Genomic DNA, 15,589 nt, shown 5'->3' with positions numbered 1-15,589 from the left:
GTCTCCTAAAGAGCCGTTGAAGACTACGACGTTGATAGGTTGGATGTGGAAGCATAGTGATATGTGAAGCTGACCAATACTAATTGCTCGTGAGGCTTGACTATACAACACCCAAACAGTTGTTGTACGAACTTCGAAAGAAGTGAGGATCGATTGATTCGATATTAAACAAAGTGACTTGATTTAGTTACGCTAAACGAACAAACTACTGCAACTCAGATAAATCTGTTAATGAATTCTATTTGGTAGAAAGCAAGGCAAAACGTAAGACCTAGCAAGTATCCATAAACAGTTGTGCTGGCGACCATAGCAAGAGTGAACCACCTGATCCCTTCCCGAACTCAGAAGTGAAACCTCTTAGCGCTGATGGTAGTGTGGGGTTACCCATGTGAGAGTAAGTCATCGCTAGCTCATTATTCCTAAACACCCCCGACCATAAGGCCGGGGGTGTTTTTTTTATGCGTGGGATTTAGTCAAATAAATGTTATTTATGTGCTATTTCGACTGAAACATCACATAAAAATAAAATTGAGAGGCGTATACTGAACCGGTCTATGGAGCGGATATGTCCTCAAATTCATCTTCAAGCCATATTGAATATGGCTCTTCTGCTTTTAAAGCAGTGCTTTTTTCCTTATTCCTTGCTGGCTTTGCCATTTTTTCATCACTGTACTGCGTACAGCCGATGATGCCGATTCTGGCTGATTATTTCCAGGTCAGCCCGACTCAAAGCAGTTTCCCTTTATCTTTTTCTACCATTGCCTTGGCAGTTGGCCTGATTTTTACTGGACTAATATCAGACCGATTTGGTCGTAAGCCGATTATGGTCTGGTCTCTATTTTCAGTCTCAGTATTATTACTATTAAGTGCAATATTGCCGATCTGGTCCGTGTTTCTGACCACACGAGTAATGATTGGATTGACAGTCAGTGGTGTCGCAGCAGTCGCGATGACTTATATCGGGGAAGAAATTGCAGAAAAAGATATCGGTTTTGCCATGGGCTTATATATTTCTGGCACAGCGATAGGTGGTATGGGAGGGCGTTTAATTGCCGGAGTTTTAGTTGATTTTATCTCTTGGCAATCTGCTACTTTGTTGATTGGTATTTTAAATCTCTGTATTGCAGGCTTATTTTATTACCTCTTACCCGCTTCGCGACATTTTAGAGCCTATCCAATCAAGCTGAATCGTTTTAAAAACTCATTTAGACAGAATCTCGCTGATCCAAAACTTCGGGTTTTATTCCTGCAAGGTTTTATCTTGATGGGCTGCTTTGTCTCGGTATTTAATTATCTGAGTTATCGCTTGATCCAAGCGCCATTTGAGCTATCACATGTCTGGATTGGTGTGATTTCGATTACTTATTTGGCCGGCATTTATAGTTCCCCTCGAGCAGCACATTGGGGACGGCATTATGGCAAATTTAGAATATTGGTAGCCATGATTCTGATGATGCTTGCGGGCTTGACGCTGATGCTGATCAATCAGTTGGTTGTTGTTTTTACCGGATTGCTGATTTTTACTTTTTCTTTCTTCGCTGCCCATTCGACTGCCAGTAGCTGGGTGTCGATCCAGTCGTTACAGTATCGGGCAGTCGGTTCGTCGCTGTATTTATTTTGCTATTACTTGGGTTCAAGTGTGTTGGGGAGCTCAAGCGGATTGGTGTGGGAAAATTATGGCTGGATAGGATTAACTGTGTTTATCGCAGCGTTATTACTGACGGGTTTAGCATTCAGTTTAAAACTCCGTTCAAATTAGAGATTATTTCCAAGCTTTCCTCCTCATAAATAAGATCAATTTCTTTTTTTAAATATTTAAACTTTAGATTCAAGTGACAAATAGAGCGTGATTCGGTTAGTCCCTGATTTTGTATAAATTATAATCAAGCAAGCTAGACCTGATTCATGGTAAAATAATCGGCTTTCATCTTTGATCTTATTTTTAGATCTCCTATCATCTGCCAGCCGAGAATTGCTAGCCATGTCTACTGCTTATACCATGCAGACTGCGCCAAAAGCGTTGTTTGATTACGACAAATATTGGGCGTCTTGTTTTGACCCTGCGCCATTTTTGCCGATGTCACGCGAGGAAATGGATCAACTCGGCTGGGACAGCTGTGATTTTATTTTAGTTTGTGGTGATGCTTATATCGATCATCCGTCTTTCTGTTCAGGCATTATTGGTCGTACGCTAGAAGCACAAGGCTTCCGTGTCGGCATTATTGCACAGCCAGACTGGACCAGCGTGGATGCGTTCCGCGTTTTGGGTAAACCGAATATTGCTTGGGGTGTAACAGCAGGGAATATGGATTCTATGATCAACCGTTATACGGCTGACCGTAAAATCCGTTCTGATGATGCCTATTCACCAGACAATCAGCCAAACAAACGTCCAGACCGTGCGGCAACCGTGTATTGCCAGCGTGTCCGTGAAGCTTATCCGGATGTACCGGTATTATTGGGCGGTATTGAAGCATCCTTACGTCGTATTGCACATTATGATTACTGGTCAGACAAAGTCCGTCGTTCAGTATTGATGGATTCAAAAGCCGATCTTTTGATGTACGGTAATGGCGAACGCTCAATCACTGAAATTATGCATCGTCTGGCACATGGCGAGAAAATTCACGAGATTACTGATGTTCGCGGTACTGCGTTCATTGTGAATAAACACAACCGTGCCTCTAAAGCCAAATTTGTTGAAATTGCATCGAATGATGTCGATGCCATTGGCCGTGTTGATCCAATTATTAACCCGTATGTCATGACTGAAGATATCGATGGTTGTGAGATTGAACAAGGGAAGGATTCTAGCCAGTATCAAGGTTTCCAAAAAGAACATGTCGCCAATCCGATTGTGCGAGCAGGGGATGACCTAGATCCTGATACGCAAATTGTGCAACTGCAACCGGCTTCTAAAGCGATTAAACATAAGTTACCGCCGCGTGAATTGGCCGTAATCCGTTTGCCTGCTTTTGAAGAAGTTGCTGCAGATCCAGTGCTTTATGCACATGCCAACCGTATTCTGCATCTGGAAACCAATCCGGGGAATGCGCGTGCCATGGTGCAAAAGCATGGTGAACGTGATGTCTGGTTGAATGCACCGCCAATTCCGTTGACTACGGAAGAGATGGACTATGTGTTTGACCTGCCTTATGCACGTCTGCCGCATCCTGCTTATGGCAATGCCCGTTTCCCTGCGTTTGACATGATCAAATTCTCTGTGAATATCATGCGTGGCTGTTTCGGTGGTTGTACCTTCTGTTCAATTACGGAACATGAAGGTCGTATTATTCAGAACCGTTCTGAAGAATCGATTCTGCGTGAAGTGGAAAAAATCCGTGATACCGCACCGGGCTTCACGGGTATTATCTCGGACTTGGGTGGCCCAACAGCCAATATGTATCGTTTGGCCTGTAAAGATCCTGAGATTGAAAAGAACTGTCGTAAACCGTCATGTGTATTCCCGGGCGTTTGTCAGAATTTGCATACGGATCATGCTCCATTGACGCAGTTATACCGTAAAGCGCGTTCTTTACCAGGCATTAAAAAGATTCTGATTGGTTCAGGCCTACGTTATGACCTTGCGGTTTTAAACCCTGAATATGTCAAAGAACTTGTCACCCATCATGTCGGTGGTTACTTAAAAATTGCGCCTGAACATACCGAAAAAGGCCCACTCAATAAAATGATGAAGCCGGGTATTGGGACTTATGACCGCTTCAAGCAAATGTTTGATCGTTATAGTAAGGAAGCAGGCAAGGAACAATACTTAATTCCTTACTTCATCGCGGCGCATCCGGGAACTACCGATTACGACATGATGAATTTGGCGATTTGGTTGAAGAAGAATGGTTTCCGTGCCGATCAGGTACAGACCTTCTATCCTTCACCAATGGCGACTGCAACTACCATGTACTACACTGGTAAAAACCCGCTGGCGAAAGTGGCGCGTTATACTGAAAATGTCGACATTGTGAAAGGTGAGAAACGTCGTCGTTTGCACAAAGCTTTCTTGCGTTATCATGATTCAAACAACTGGCCTTTGCTGCGTGAAGCCCTGAAAGAAATGGGTCGTCAGGATTTGATTGGTAACTCGAAACAGCATTTAATTCCGACTTATCAGCCTGTAGGCAGTGCAGACGGTCAGTATCAATCGGCGCGTAAGAAGAATTCGACGGTTGCCGGTGATTCGCAAAAACGTACCGGTGAGCAAGGGAATCGTAGCAAGGCTGCACAAGCTCAGTCACGTCCTTCAAATACCAAGAAACGTCCTGAGCGTGGTCAAATTCTGACCCAGCACACTGGTTTACCACCACGTGAAACGGGTGATGCCAAAAAACCGTTTGGTGGGCCAAAGCCTAAAGCGAAGCCCAAATCACGTGCATAATTAAGTTAATAAAAAGACACTTCGGTGTCTTTTTTTAGCTCTTGGGTAAAGTAACGTAGCCTGAGCTTGTGCGTTGAAAGTGTAAAAGAATATATTATTTGGACTAAATTCTTTAAAAAAGTGATATAAAAATAACACTTTGTCGGAATTGTCCTACAGTTGGGCAGATATGTATTGCGATCAATTCCATGGATGTTTTAGAGTGCATTATCAGTACTTTAAATCCACTTTCATTGGCATCTAGAGAGATGTCACTTTAGGTAACACAGAATCGAGTTTTGATACCAGTTGTATGGGTATTTAAACAGATTGGTTGTTATATCTATTTAAAATAAAGCGTGGGTTTATACTGCACAACAATAAAACAAAAATGATTATAAGAATGCAAGGATTTAGGCATGACCACCTATATTATGATTGGGAGTTTCCTGCTCTTTTGTGTCGTGCTCATGGCATGGAAAAAGCTCGGAAATAATTCCAAACCACAAGACAGTGCGTTAAAGCAGCGTGCTATTTTTAACCTGAATGAGCAATTGACCTTCACTCGCCTGAGAGAAGTCTTACCTGAATACATTATTCTGGCACATGTTTCCTATGATGCCTTAATAACGACTAAATTTAACCGGACTCGGCATAAGTACCGTAACCTGACTGCAGATTTTGTCATTCTGGATCAGCAGCATCAGATTCTAGCCGTGGTAGGAGTGGATGATCCCTTAATCTTAAAGCGTCCCCAGCAGACGGGTTTTCAGGATGCATTACTGACCATGGCCGGTTATCGGGTGATCCGTTACGATGATGTGCCGGAATATTATCAGTTGCGCCAGGACTTCTTGCAGGAGCAAACGCAAATGCAGAAAATGCCCAAATATACAGTTAGCAATGATCTGAAAAAATATTATTTATATTCGGATTTAGAGCGTAGTAAAATCAAAGCAGTCGGTTAAAACAAAAAAAGCATGCCAGAAGCATGCTTTTTTTATGAATATCGATCTTGAAACATTATTCCGGTTTAACCGCCACGACAGTCAGTTCGACCAATACCCGTGGATCATAGAGTTTTGCTTCTACACAGGTACGAGGCAGCGCTTCGATATCAGCGACCCAGGCATCCCAGACTTCATTGAAGGCTGCATAATCTTTTTCAATGTCTTTCAAATAGATGGTTACCGACATGATGTGACTTTTGTCTGTGCCGGCATCTGCCAGAAACTGGTCAATAATATCTAAAGTCTGTTGGGTTTGCCCTTTAATATCCAGTTCAACATCTGTGGCCAGCTGGCCGGCAAGATGCACCAGATTACCGGCAATGGCAATTTCCGAAAAGCGTTTCGATACGTGTAAACGTTCAACTGTCATATTGTTCATCCTGAGTTTTGGGCATCAGGGCTGCGACCAATGCAGTCAGCAGACAACCCACCGCCAGATAGATGGCTACATAATGCCATGAACCATCTGCCCAAATCACCAGTGCCGCTGCAATAAATGGGGTAAAACCACCACCAATGATACTCGCCACCTGATAGCCAACTCCGGCACCGCTGTAGCGGTATTCGGTGCCAAACAATGAGGTGAAAATCGGCTGATGGACACTGACCACCATATCATGGGCAACGTTCGCCAGTAAAATTGCCCCCATAATGATCATCCAGGTGTTTTGTGCATCGAGCGCCATAAAGAAGGGAAAAGCTGAAAGCGCACCAATCAAACCACCCCAGACACACATTTTCTGATGATTAAATTTATCTGCCAGCCAGGCAAAGAAGGGAATACTGAAGCAGCTGATGGCCCCGACCATCAAGGTAATATTCAGGAAGAACTGTTTGTCCATGCCCAGATTACTGGTCGAATAGTTCAAGGCGAAATTGGTGACCAGATACATGGTCAGCAATTCGGTCAAGCGTAAAGCAATGATATAGAAGAAAGCTTTAGGGTGTTTACTGATGGCCTGCAAGATCGGCAGCTTTTCTGGCTGATGATCTGCTTTCACCACCTTTTCTACAAACTCTTGTGATTCATCCTGATCACGGCGAATCCACATCGCTACAGCTAACAATACGATACTGGCCAGAAAGGGAATACGCCATGCCCACTCGGCAAAGGCTTCTTCACCCAGTGTCGCAATAATAATCGACACTGCACCGGTGGCCAATACCAAGCCAACACCATAGCCGACCTGAACGCCACTGCTATAAAAGGCTTTTTTACCCTTGGGTGCATTTTCAACTGCCATCAGAGCTGCGCCGCCCCATTCACCACCGACAGCAAAGCCTTGCAAGGCTCGACAAAACACCAACAGCACCGGAGCCCACCAGCCAATTGCCTCGAAATTTGGCAGTAGACCAATCCCGACCGTGGAAATTCCCATCAGGATTACCGTGAGTACCAGCATTTTTTTACGGCCGAGCTTGTCACCAAAGTGACCAAATACCACACCGCCTAAAGGACGAAACAGGAAGCCGACCCCAAAGGTGGCTAGTGCCGCCAGGGTGCCCATGTTCTCGCCAATACTAGGGAAAAACTGATCTTTAAAAATTAAGGCTGCAACAATGCCGTAAAGGAGAAAATCATACCAATCGACAACAGCACCAACAAAACTAGATAGCGCAGCTTTACGTGCGCGTTGTTCTTGAACAATAGAAGAATTTACAGAAGACATGCAGGAGGGGATTCCATGAGTTACATCAGAGTTGCCCTGTAATATTCGGATTTGATCGTCACGCTAATCACAGGACAGCATGCTGAAAGTAAAGGTGATTTTCAGCATCTCAGCACATACATGGATAATGCATTGCGCAGATAGAGTACTCTAAAAAATCAAAATGTAAAAACAAAGTTGCCGTATTTTTAAACTGATGCCTAAAACGTGATCAAAAAAGGTTTAGAGCAGCAATAACTGGGTTTCAGTCTCGGGGACGCTGAGCTGATACACGCCAACACCGATCAGCCGGAATTGCATCTGCGGGGCAATATGCAGGTCGTCGAGCAGTAAGTCCAAGGCTTGGGCTAATTCCTGTGGGCTACGCAGCACCTGTTTAAAACTTTTACTGTGTTGCATCACCTGAAAGTTCTTGAGTTTTAATTTGACCGTAACGCCGCGAGCCGAAAGCTGTTTCTTTTGCAGACTTTGCCATACTTGTCCAAGTAAAGGTTCCCAATAGGGCCGACATTGGTTCAGATGCAGGTCATCATCAAAAGTGGTTTCTTTGGAAATTTGCTGGCGTTCCCGTTCTACTTCGACCGGTCGTTCATCAATACCTTGAGCGTACAAAAACAGCCGCCGGCCATATTTGCCAAAATGTTGAATCAGTAAGGCTTCATCAATTTGCTGTAAATCGCCTAAAGTTTCTAGATTCAGACTTTTCAGTTTTTCCTGAGTGACTTTTCCCACGCCGGGAATTTTTTTCAGCGGCAGATCCTGGATAAAACGCTGTACCTGCGAAGGTTTAATTACACAGATGCCATTCGGTTTGTGCCAGTCCGAAGCAATTTTAGCGAGAAATTTATTGGGTGCCACACCGGCAGAAGCAGTCAGTCCGGTCGCTTGAAAAATATCCTCGCGAATCCGCATGGCGACTTCGGTGGCGCTGGGAATCTGCTGTAAATTCTCCGTGACATCCAGAAAGGCTTCATCCAGAGACAGTGGTTCAATCAGGGAAGTATATTGTTGGAAGATCTGATGAATCTGTGCCGATACCTGCCGGTATTTGGCAAAATCTGGCTCAATCACGATAACTTGAGGACATAGTTTGCGCGCCTGCCCCATGGACATGGCAGATCGCAGGCCATAAACTCGTGCCGGGTAGGAGGCAGCCGCGACCACCGCCCGAGGATGATGCGAGGCTATCACCACAGGTAAGTCTTTCAATTCTGGACGTTCACGCAGCTCAACCGAGGCATAAAACGCATCCATATCAATATGAATAATTTTGCGCATGTTCGCTATCTTAAGGGGCTTTAATCGGATTGGGAAGCGAAGGCTGAGTTGAGTAAATAGGGTTGCGGTCCGCTGAGCAGAATGACTTTTGTCCCTTGTGTCTCGGCAGCCTGAATCAGAAGTTGCAAACTTTTTGGAGTGTCATCGGCAAGACGGGGTAAAAATTGCAGTGGCTGCTTTAAAGGCTGAAAAAAATCATCCCAATGCACCGGAATCACTACTTTGGGCTTGAGCATGTTCAGGGTTTCAGTCAGATATTGCTGCTGATAGTCACTGGATTGTCTGGAGAGCTGGGCAATACCTAAAAATAAAGTATCGACCTGTAGGTTTTTAAATTGATCCGGGATAAATCCGGTACTGGTCTTGACCAGAATTTTATGTCCCGCATGCTCAATCAGGTAATCGAAACTGCCACCTTCTTTAAATTCGGAAAATTTAGCCGGAAGAGTTAAAGGCCGCAGCAGCTCTTCGCCTAAATCATCATTTATCGCTGTGGGCGGGGTATGTTGTGAGGGAATTGCCGTGGTCTGGAAATGTCCCCATTGCTGTACTTGCCCAGGCTTAATCGGCTGTAATTGCTGTGGAGTAACTTTGGGATTTGCCCGGGCGATATTCAGGGTGCTCGGCGAACCGACCACAGCAGTTTCGGGAAGCATCTCTAGTAAAGCCGGGACATCCAGAACATGATCATAATGAGAATGACTGACCAGAATGGCTTGGGTTCGGCTCAATTCATGGCATTGTACCAGTTGTTCTAAGAGCAGCTTATCACTTTGAATAGGTCGAGTAATTACTTGCCGCAAAGATGGCCGGCTAAAGAAACCATCGATCAGGATCTGATCGTGGCCATCATCGAGTAACAGGGTGGACACACCAAAAAAATTGACTGTAAGCCCGTGAACGGATATACCGGTTTGCGGCTGCCACGCTTTAAAGTCACTAACCTTGCCCGAAGCTTGCAACAGATAAGCCAGCATACCCGCGATGAGTAGGAGTAGAATCACCAGACCGAGTAAAATGCCTTTTATCCATTTCAATCTTTTTATTTCCTTATTGTTTTGTTTTTATCAAGAACTTGTTTTCAAACGATCAGCTTTATCTCGCTTGATTCTCAGATGAAGGTACTGCAATCGCATTCGTCTTGAGAAAATCCAGCCATTGCTGTTCTGAGCCATAAAAAACATTCAGGTCTACCGGTGTGGTAATACCGGGAATTTTCCCCTGACTGGTATGTTGCCAAAACGCCCATTTAGGCTGATCTTTTAAATCAGGCAGGCCTTTGTATTCACGTACCCAGAGTGGTACGTTAGGAAAGTGTCCTGCCAGTACAATATTATAAAAAGCTTTAGAAATATAGAAAATCGGCTGCTTGCCATAATGCTTTTTCAGAGCATCGTGCATCACCTGAATTTCGTTTAAAAGCTGCTCTTTAGAATAGCTATTGATGCATTTACTGTCATATTCCAGATCAATTACTGGCGGTAAGGCATCCGGTTTATTGGGGACGGAGTCAATAAAATTCTGGGCTTGAATGCTGCCATCGCGGCAGAGCCGGTAAAAATGATAGGCACCGACCAAAAAGCCGCGTTCACGTGCTTTCAACCAATTTTCCTGAAAACGGGTATCTTTAAAGTCGCCGCCTTCAGTGGCTTTCAGATAAACAAAACGGTATTTTTCAGGCGAAATCTGCTGCCACTGAATCTCTTTTTGATGATGCGATACATCAAAACCCTGAATAGGATAATCGGCTGCATAGGCAGACGGTGCTTTCATCAGGCAGAGATAGACCATGGCGATCGTGATCACAGTGATCAGTATGCCCAGCCCAATCAAGAGCGATTTATGAACTCTGTTCGGAGCCTGATTTTTTTGCATTTTCAGTCCTTGCCTATATGTGATTTAGCCTAAAACTTACAATCAGCCCAAAGTGAATATAGCGCATCAAACCGGGGTATTTTTAGGAATATGCCAGAAAATATAGGCCGCAATAATATTGATGCAGCCTAAACAGATCAGTGATACATGAAAAGCAGCCACCAGATTGTCAGCGCCGTAATAGGCACTCAGCATGTTCACCAGTGTTCCTGCCAGTGCCACCCCGATACTCATTGACAGCATCATGATCATCGACAGGAAACTGTTGCCGCTACTGGCATCCTGCTGGCTTAAGTCCTTTAAGGTCAGGGTATTCATCGACACGAATTGCAGTGAATTTAAAATGCCGAAGATAAAGAAATGAATCGCACGGAGCCAGATTGGGGTTTCCGCCGTGGTCAGGGCAAAACTGGCAATACATAGACCTACCAGTAAGGTATTGACCAGCAAGACCCGACGGTAGCCAAAACGCTGAATGATGTTGCGGATAATCGGTTTGGAGGCCAGCGAACCAAGCACAGTCGGAATCATCAATAAACCGGTAATAAAAGGTTCGAAACCGAAAGCCACCTGCAACATCAGCGGCAGTAAAAACGGAATCGAGTTACCGCCGAGACGGGCAAAGAAATTACCCAAAATACCAATCGCATAAATTTTATTTTTAAACAGCCGGCTGCGAAACAGGGCATTGCTATGCGTATGCGAATGATAGGCATAAACCAGGGTGGCCAATAAACCGGCTAGAATCAGGCTCAGGCTCCACCACAGCGAGTTTTGTGGACTGGCAAAATTTTCAATTCCCAGACAGAGGCCCACCATGGCCACGACCAGCAAGATAAAGCCCCAATAATCAAAGCGAGCGACTGTAGGTTCAAGTACATTCGGCATGGCCTTAAAGGTAATCAGTGCGCCCAGCAAGCCAATCGGCAAATTGATCAGGAAAATCCAATGCCAGGACAGATATTCGACCATCCAGCCACCTAGGGTCGGCCCAATTAAAGGACCAATCAGGCCGGCCAGACTCATCAGGCTCATGGCGGCCAGAAACTGGGTACGGGGAATGATCTTCAGCATCGCCAAACGGCCGACCGGCAGCAATAATGCACCACCGATCCCTTGAAAGATCCGGTACACCAATAATTCATTCAGGCTACTTGACCAGGCACAGCCCAAAGAGGCCAAAGAGAAAATAATAATCGCAGCAAAATAGGTATTTCTGACCCCGAACCGGTCTGCCAGCCAGCCACTTAAGGGAATGCAGGCCGCTACAGACAGCACATACGCCACGACCACACTGTGCATGCGTAGCGGATCTTCCTGCAAATTTTGGGCAATTGCAGGTAGGGCCGTATTAATAATGGTGGTATCCAGCCCCTGCATAAAAAAGCCAATCGAGACCAACAAGACCAGCAGTCTGAACTCAGGATCTAAGGCTTGATGCGTAGGCGTGGCATTCATAATTCTGGAAAACTGAAAATTTTGAATAGTTTAAAGGAATCAGCCGAGTCTGTCGTATATAAAGCGTTTCAACTTTTATGCGGTGTTGTGTCAAGGAACTGCAACCGATCTGTCATGGCACTGCAATGCTCTGGTTATAAATTGGTCACGAATTCTTCATGATAGATCAACAAAAAAATGAAATTAAAATTAAAGTCTTTGATAGTGGCCATGCTGGCTGTGGGGATGGTGGCATGTGGAAGTGAGAATGAAAATGAAACACCGGTTCCAATCGTTGAGGCTACACCGAACTCGATCGAGTTAAGCAAATTGTCGGCTTATGAATCGGGTATGTTTGCGCAAAGTGCAGCAGAAATTCCGGCCTTTGATGCCGAGAGTCAACGCCTATTCGTGGTCAATGCCAAAGAAGGCGTATTGGATGTACTGGATTTAAGTCGACCTGATCAGCCGAAAAAAATAACATCTATCACGGTCGATGACATTGCGCCAGAGGCTGAGGTCAACAGTGTCGCGGTACACAATGGCATTGTCGCCATTGCGATTCAGGCTGCTGTGAAAACTGACCCGGGCTATATTGCTTTATATCAGGCCAAAGACCTGAGCAAGTTGGCCCACGTACAGGTGGGTGCCTTGCCGGACATGCTGACTTTCACACCGGATGGTCAAACTTTGCTGGTGGCCAATGAAGGCGAGCCTTCTGATGATTATCAGGTTGACCCTGAAGGGTCGGTGTCTGTCATTAATCTGGCCAATTTAAAAGCCCCGATCGTTCGTACAGCAGACTTTAAAGCCTTTAACGGACGGGAAGCAGCATTGCGTGAACAGGGCATCCGCATTTTCGGACCAAAGGCCAGCGCAGCGCAGGATTTTGAACCTGAGTACATCACTGTTTCAAAAGATGGAAAAACCGCCTGGGTTGCCTTACAGGAAAACAATGCCTTGGCCAAAATTGATGTGGCTTCTGCCAAGGTACTCGCTGTTTATCCATTTGGCTTCAAAGATCATGGCATGAAGGGTCATGGCATGGATGTCAGCGATGCGGATGGTGTCGACGGTAAAGGCAAAATCAATATTCAAACTTGGGCCAATGTACGTGGCTTATATATGCCAGATGCGATTGCAAGTTTCGAGGTCGCGGGCAAAACCTATATTGTGTCTGCCAATGAAGGCGATGCCCGTGCCTGGGGTGAAAACAATCCTGCATATTTCAATAACGATACCAGCCAGGGCTTTGTAGAAGAATGGCGGGTGAAACACTTGGTCCATGCCAAAGGTTTTGACCGCCGTCTGGGCGATGATTTACCAGCCCATCTTCGGGTATTGGCCAAAGGTGCAGAACTCAATCCAACTAACTTTGCCTACTGCGGTGCTATTGTAGGGGATGCCAAAGACTGCCGTGAAGATCATCTGCTGGGCCGTTTAAATATTACGTGGACCGAAGGCTATCAAAAAAATGCCGATGGTACAGCCAAACTGAATGAACGGGGCAATCTGGTCTATGATCATTTATATAGCTTTGGTACCCGCTCGGTCAGTATCTGGGTGGAAAATGATCAGCAGACCGGTTTAGAACTGGTATGGGATTCGGGCGATCAGTTTGAGCAGTATATTGCCAAACATCATCCTGAGATTTTCAACTTTAATCATGAAGAAGCCGGACTGGATAATCGCAGTGACAATAAAGGGCCGGAACCTGAAGGGGTGACCTTGGGGCAGATTGGTCAAAAAACCTTTGCCTTTATTGGGCTGGAGCGTGTCGGTGGCATCATGGTCTATGATGTGTCTACACCTGCATCACCAGTCTTTGTGCAATATATTAATTCACGTGATTTTAAAGCGACTACAGCGCAGATTGAAATGGGACAAGCCGGTGATTTAGGACCGGAAGGTTTGGTATTTATCCCCGCCAAAGACTCCCCGAATAAGAAACCCCTCCTGGTGGTCGGCCATGAAGTCAGTGGCAGTACCACGATTTATCAAGTAAATCTCAAGTAGTCAAAAGCTTTTAAATTCAGGGCACTTCGGTGCTCTTTTTTGTAAGGTGACCATATATATGACAGTCTTGTCATTAAAATGAAATAAAACCGTCATAATCTTGGGCCAACTTTTCAGCACTGCTGAAATCTCCTCGCGTATAGGTTTGTTTTTATGACAATCGAGATTTTGATGGTGATCGGCTTCTGTTTGGCCGCTTACTCTATTGTCGGAAATGATGTACCTCAAACCTTAGGGACATTTATTTCTTCGAATTCACATCGCCCATGGTGGGTATTGTGGATTTATATCAGCTCAATTTTAATTGTCGTATTGGTCTATGGTTGGTATGCATCTGGGGTGGGTGATGCCTCATACGGTCGTTTAGAAACGATTCCTTTCCCTGAAGGTGGTATTACCTGGCTGTATATTGTGCCGCCAATTCTCCTGTTAATACTGACCAAATACGGGATTCCAGTCAGTACCACCTTCCTGGTGCTTACGATTTTCTCTCCTGCAAGCTTAGGCTCGATGATGGTCAAATCGATGATGGGCTATGCCGTCGCCTTTATTGTAGCGATTGTCATATATCGTTTTGTGGTCAAGCAGCTGGCACGCCATTTTGCCAAGACACGTCATCAGGAACACTCCAAGGTCTGGATGGGCTTGCAGTGGGTCTCTACCGGTTTCCTGTGGAGTCAATGGTTGATTCAGGATCTGGCTAACATCTTCGTGTATGTGCCACGTCAGGTGCCGTTTGAATTCCTGATGTTTGCGATTACGGTATTCGTGGTCTTGCTGGGTGTGATTCTGTATCAACGTGGCGGGGCTATCCAGAACATTGTTGACACCAAAACCGGTGTGACCGACATTCGTGCTGCAACGATTATCGACTTCATGTATGCCATTATCCTGTTAGTTTTTAAAGAGTGGAGCAACATTCCAATGAGTACCACCTGGGTATTCCTGGGATTACTCGCAGGTCGTGAATTTGCCATGTCGATGATTCTGGATGAAGTCAACAAACATCGTACTTCACGTAATGTCAGTGCAGATGCCATGAAACTGATGTTCGGTCTGGCCATGTCGGTCATTCTGGCAACAACTTTGCCGATGTTTTATGACTTTGTGACGAATTATGGTCAATAAGTCCTGATATTAAAAATCCAATAAAAAAGCGAGCCAGGTGCTCGCTTTTTTCTTAATTGGAACGGTTTAAACCACAAATCTTTGCGGATGGCCTAAATTGGTTAAAGTTGTATAAATTTCTTCTTCGTGTTCGCAAATGATCAGTTTGGCGCGATGCTGTGGCGGTAAAAAACCATCTTCAACGGCGCGGTCCAGCTGCGCAATCAAGGCATCATAGAAGCCATTCACGTTATAGAGCATCATCGGTTTCTGGTGCTGGTTTAGCTGACCCCAAGTGGCAATTTCCAGAATTTCCTCAAACGTGCCCAGTCCACCTGGCAAGGCCACAAAGGCACAGGCCCGCTCGGCCATCATAGCCTTGCGTTGATGCATGCTGGTCACCACATGTAATTCGGTGAGCTGGTTATGGGCAATTTCATAATCCAGCATAAATTCAGGAATCACCCCTACAGCTTCACCGCCATGCTGGATCATGGCATCCGCGACCTGTCCCATCAAGCCAATACTGGCGCCACCGTAAACCAGCCCGAAACCATGTTCTGCCAGTCCTTGCGAGAGATGAATGGCTTTTTCTAAATAAACCGGTTTGTTGCCTGCACGTGAACCACAATAGAGAGCCACTAGAGGGCGTGTTGTTTTTGGGGAGTTTTCTTTAAAATAATCTGTCATTTGAATTACGCTTTGCATTTATTTTCTTCACCTTATCATTTTTCTTTCTTGTGACTATAGCTTAATTAATAAATATGACAATTCTGTGAGCAGGGACATTTTCACTGCAATAGGGCTCAGCAAAATTCATCGATAAA

12 protein-coding genes and 2 rRNA genes are annotated in these 15,589 nt (G+C 45.1%); 7 read left to right on the top strand and 7 right to left on the bottom strand.

The features are described 5' to 3' along the window. From FTT86_RS04615 to FTT86_RS04595, 5 genes are all read left to right on the top strand, one after another. Positions 1 to 104 (top strand): 23S ribosomal RNA (locus FTT86_RS04615); the annotation flags it as partial. A gap of 192 nt (positions 105 to 296) precedes the next feature. Further along, positions 297 to 411, top strand: a 5S ribosomal RNA gene (gene rrf, locus FTT86_RS04610). A 154-nt stretch (positions 412 to 565) separates the two neighbouring features. Beyond that, entirely contained in the window at positions 566 to 1,759 is a 1,194-nt protein-coding gene (locus FTT86_RS04605; RefSeq protein ID WP_180180679.1) for an MFS transporter, read from the top strand. 222 nt (positions 1,760 to 1,981) lie between these two features. After that, complete coding sequence (locus tag FTT86_RS04600) at positions 1,982 to 4,390, top strand: YgiQ family radical SAM protein (protein ID WP_180180678.1); 2,409 nt, start codon at positions 1,982 to 1,984, stop codon at positions 4,388 to 4,390. A gap of 398 nt (positions 4,391 to 4,788) precedes the next feature. Further along, positions 4,789 to 5,337 (top strand): DUF2726 domain-containing protein, encoded by a 549-nt coding sequence (locus tag FTT86_RS04595; RefSeq protein ID WP_005248457.1) that lies wholly within the window; start codon positions 4,789 to 4,791, stop codon positions 5,335 to 5,337. A gap of 55 nt (positions 5,338 to 5,392) precedes the next feature. Here the strand turns inward: FTT86_RS04595 and FTT86_RS04590 are convergent, their stop codons facing one another. The 6 genes from FTT86_RS04590 to mdtD form a co-directional block, all read right to left on the bottom strand. After that, the gene (locus tag FTT86_RS04590; protein ID WP_005101539.1) at positions 5,393 to 5,749 is read right to left on the bottom strand and encodes a RidA family protein; all 357 of its coding nucleotides are present in this window, start codon (positions 5,747 to 5,749) and stop codon (positions 5,393 to 5,395) included. Beyond that, complete coding sequence (shiA, locus tag FTT86_RS04585; protein ID WP_180180677.1) at positions 5,739 to 7,049, bottom strand: shikimate transporter; 1,311 nt, start codon at positions 7,047 to 7,049, stop codon at positions 5,739 to 5,741. The genes FTT86_RS04590 and shiA overlap by 11 nt, the downstream gene beginning before the upstream one ends. Before the next feature lie 222 nt (positions 7,050 to 7,271). Further along, positions 7,272 to 8,327 (bottom strand): DNA polymerase IV, encoded by a 1,056-nt coding sequence (gene dinB / locus FTT86_RS04580; protein ID WP_004281020.1) that lies wholly within the window; start codon positions 8,325 to 8,327, stop codon positions 7,272 to 7,274. Between the two features lie 20 nt (positions 8,328 to 8,347). After that, positions 8,348 to 9,364: an MBL fold metallo-hydrolase gene (locus tag FTT86_RS04575; protein WP_174894108.1), complete on the bottom strand. Its 1,017-nt coding sequence runs from the start codon at positions 9,362 to 9,364 to the stop codon at positions 8,348 to 8,350. A 58-nt stretch (positions 9,365 to 9,422) separates the two neighbouring features. Beyond that, the gene (locus FTT86_RS04570; RefSeq protein ID WP_180180676.1) at positions 9,423 to 10,202 is read right to left on the bottom strand and encodes a GH25 family lysozyme; all 780 of its coding nucleotides are present in this window, start codon (positions 10,200 to 10,202) and stop codon (positions 9,423 to 9,425) included. A gap of 66 nt (positions 10,203 to 10,268) precedes the next feature. Continuing rightward, positions 10,269 to 11,660: a multidrug transporter subunit MdtD gene (gene mdtD, locus FTT86_RS04565; RefSeq protein ID WP_005249647.1), complete on the bottom strand. Its 1,392-nt coding sequence runs from the start codon at positions 11,658 to 11,660 to the stop codon at positions 10,269 to 10,271. A 210-nt stretch (positions 11,661 to 11,870) separates the two neighbouring features. On the opposite strand from mdtD, the gene FTT86_RS04560 reads away from it, so the two are divergent. After that, complete coding sequence (locus FTT86_RS04560) at positions 11,871 to 13,655, top strand: choice-of-anchor I family protein (RefSeq protein ID WP_180180688.1); 1,785 nt, start codon at positions 11,871 to 11,873, stop codon at positions 13,653 to 13,655. 153 nt (positions 13,656 to 13,808) lie between these two features. After that, positions 13,809 to 14,783, top strand: a complete 975-nt coding sequence (locus FTT86_RS04555) for a hypothetical protein (protein WP_005101524.1) — start codon at positions 13,809 to 13,811, stop codon at positions 14,781 to 14,783. A gap of 66 nt (positions 14,784 to 14,849) precedes the next feature. Here FTT86_RS04555 and FTT86_RS04550 read toward each other — a convergent pair whose 3' ends face one another. Beyond that, positions 14,850 to 15,470, bottom strand: coding sequence for a TIGR00730 family Rossman fold protein (locus FTT86_RS04550; RefSeq protein WP_004281026.1), 621 nt, complete (start codon positions 15,468 to 15,470; stop codon positions 14,850 to 14,852). Positions 15,471 to 15,589 lie beyond the last annotated feature (119 nt).

This window comes from Acinetobacter sp. YH01021 (assembly GCF_013420255.1).
Taxonomy (GTDB): Bacteria; Pseudomonadota; Gammaproteobacteria; order Pseudomonadales; family Moraxellaceae; genus Acinetobacter.
Note: the sequence above shows the minus strand (reverse complement) of the source record. Positions and strands in the feature narration are given on the sequence as shown.

Coding starts and splice junctions, on each gene's coding strand:
- FTT86_RS04605 (WP_180180679.1), top strand. CDS start 566: ATGTCCTCAAATTCATCTTCAAGCCATATTGAATATGGCTCTTCTGCT.
- FTT86_RS04600 (WP_180180678.1), top strand. CDS start 1,982: ATGTCTACTGCTTATACCATGCAGACTGCGCCAAAAGCGTTGTTTGAT.
- FTT86_RS04595 (WP_005248457.1), top strand. CDS start 4,789: ATGACCACCTATATTATGATTGGGAGTTTCCTGCTCTTTTGTGTCGTG.
- FTT86_RS04590 (WP_005101539.1), bottom strand. CDS start 5,749: ATGACAGTTGAACGTTTACACGTATCGAAACGCTTTTCGGAAATTGCC.
- shiA (WP_180180677.1), bottom strand. CDS start 7,049: ATGTCTTCTGTAAATTCTTCTATTGTTCAAGAACAACGCGCACGTAAA.
- dinB (WP_004281020.1), bottom strand. CDS start 8,327: ATGCGCAAAATTATTCATATTGATATGGATGCGTTTTATGCCTCGGTT.
- FTT86_RS04570 (WP_180180676.1), bottom strand. CDS start 10,202: ATGCAAAAAAATCAGGCTCCGAACAGAGTTCATAAATCGCTCTTGATT.
- mdtD (WP_005249647.1), bottom strand. CDS start 11,660: ATGAATGCCACGCCTACGCATCAAGCCTTAGATCCTGAGTTCAGACTG.
- FTT86_RS04560 (WP_180180688.1), top strand. CDS start 11,871: ATGCTGGCTGTGGGGATGGTGGCATGTGGAAGTGAGAATGAAAATGAA.
- FTT86_RS04555 (WP_005101524.1), top strand. CDS start 13,809: ATGACAATCGAGATTTTGATGGTGATCGGCTTCTGTTTGGCCGCTTAC.
- FTT86_RS04550 (WP_004281026.1), bottom strand. CDS start 15,470: ATGCAAAGCGTAATTCAAATGACAGATTATTTTAAAGAAAACTCCCCA.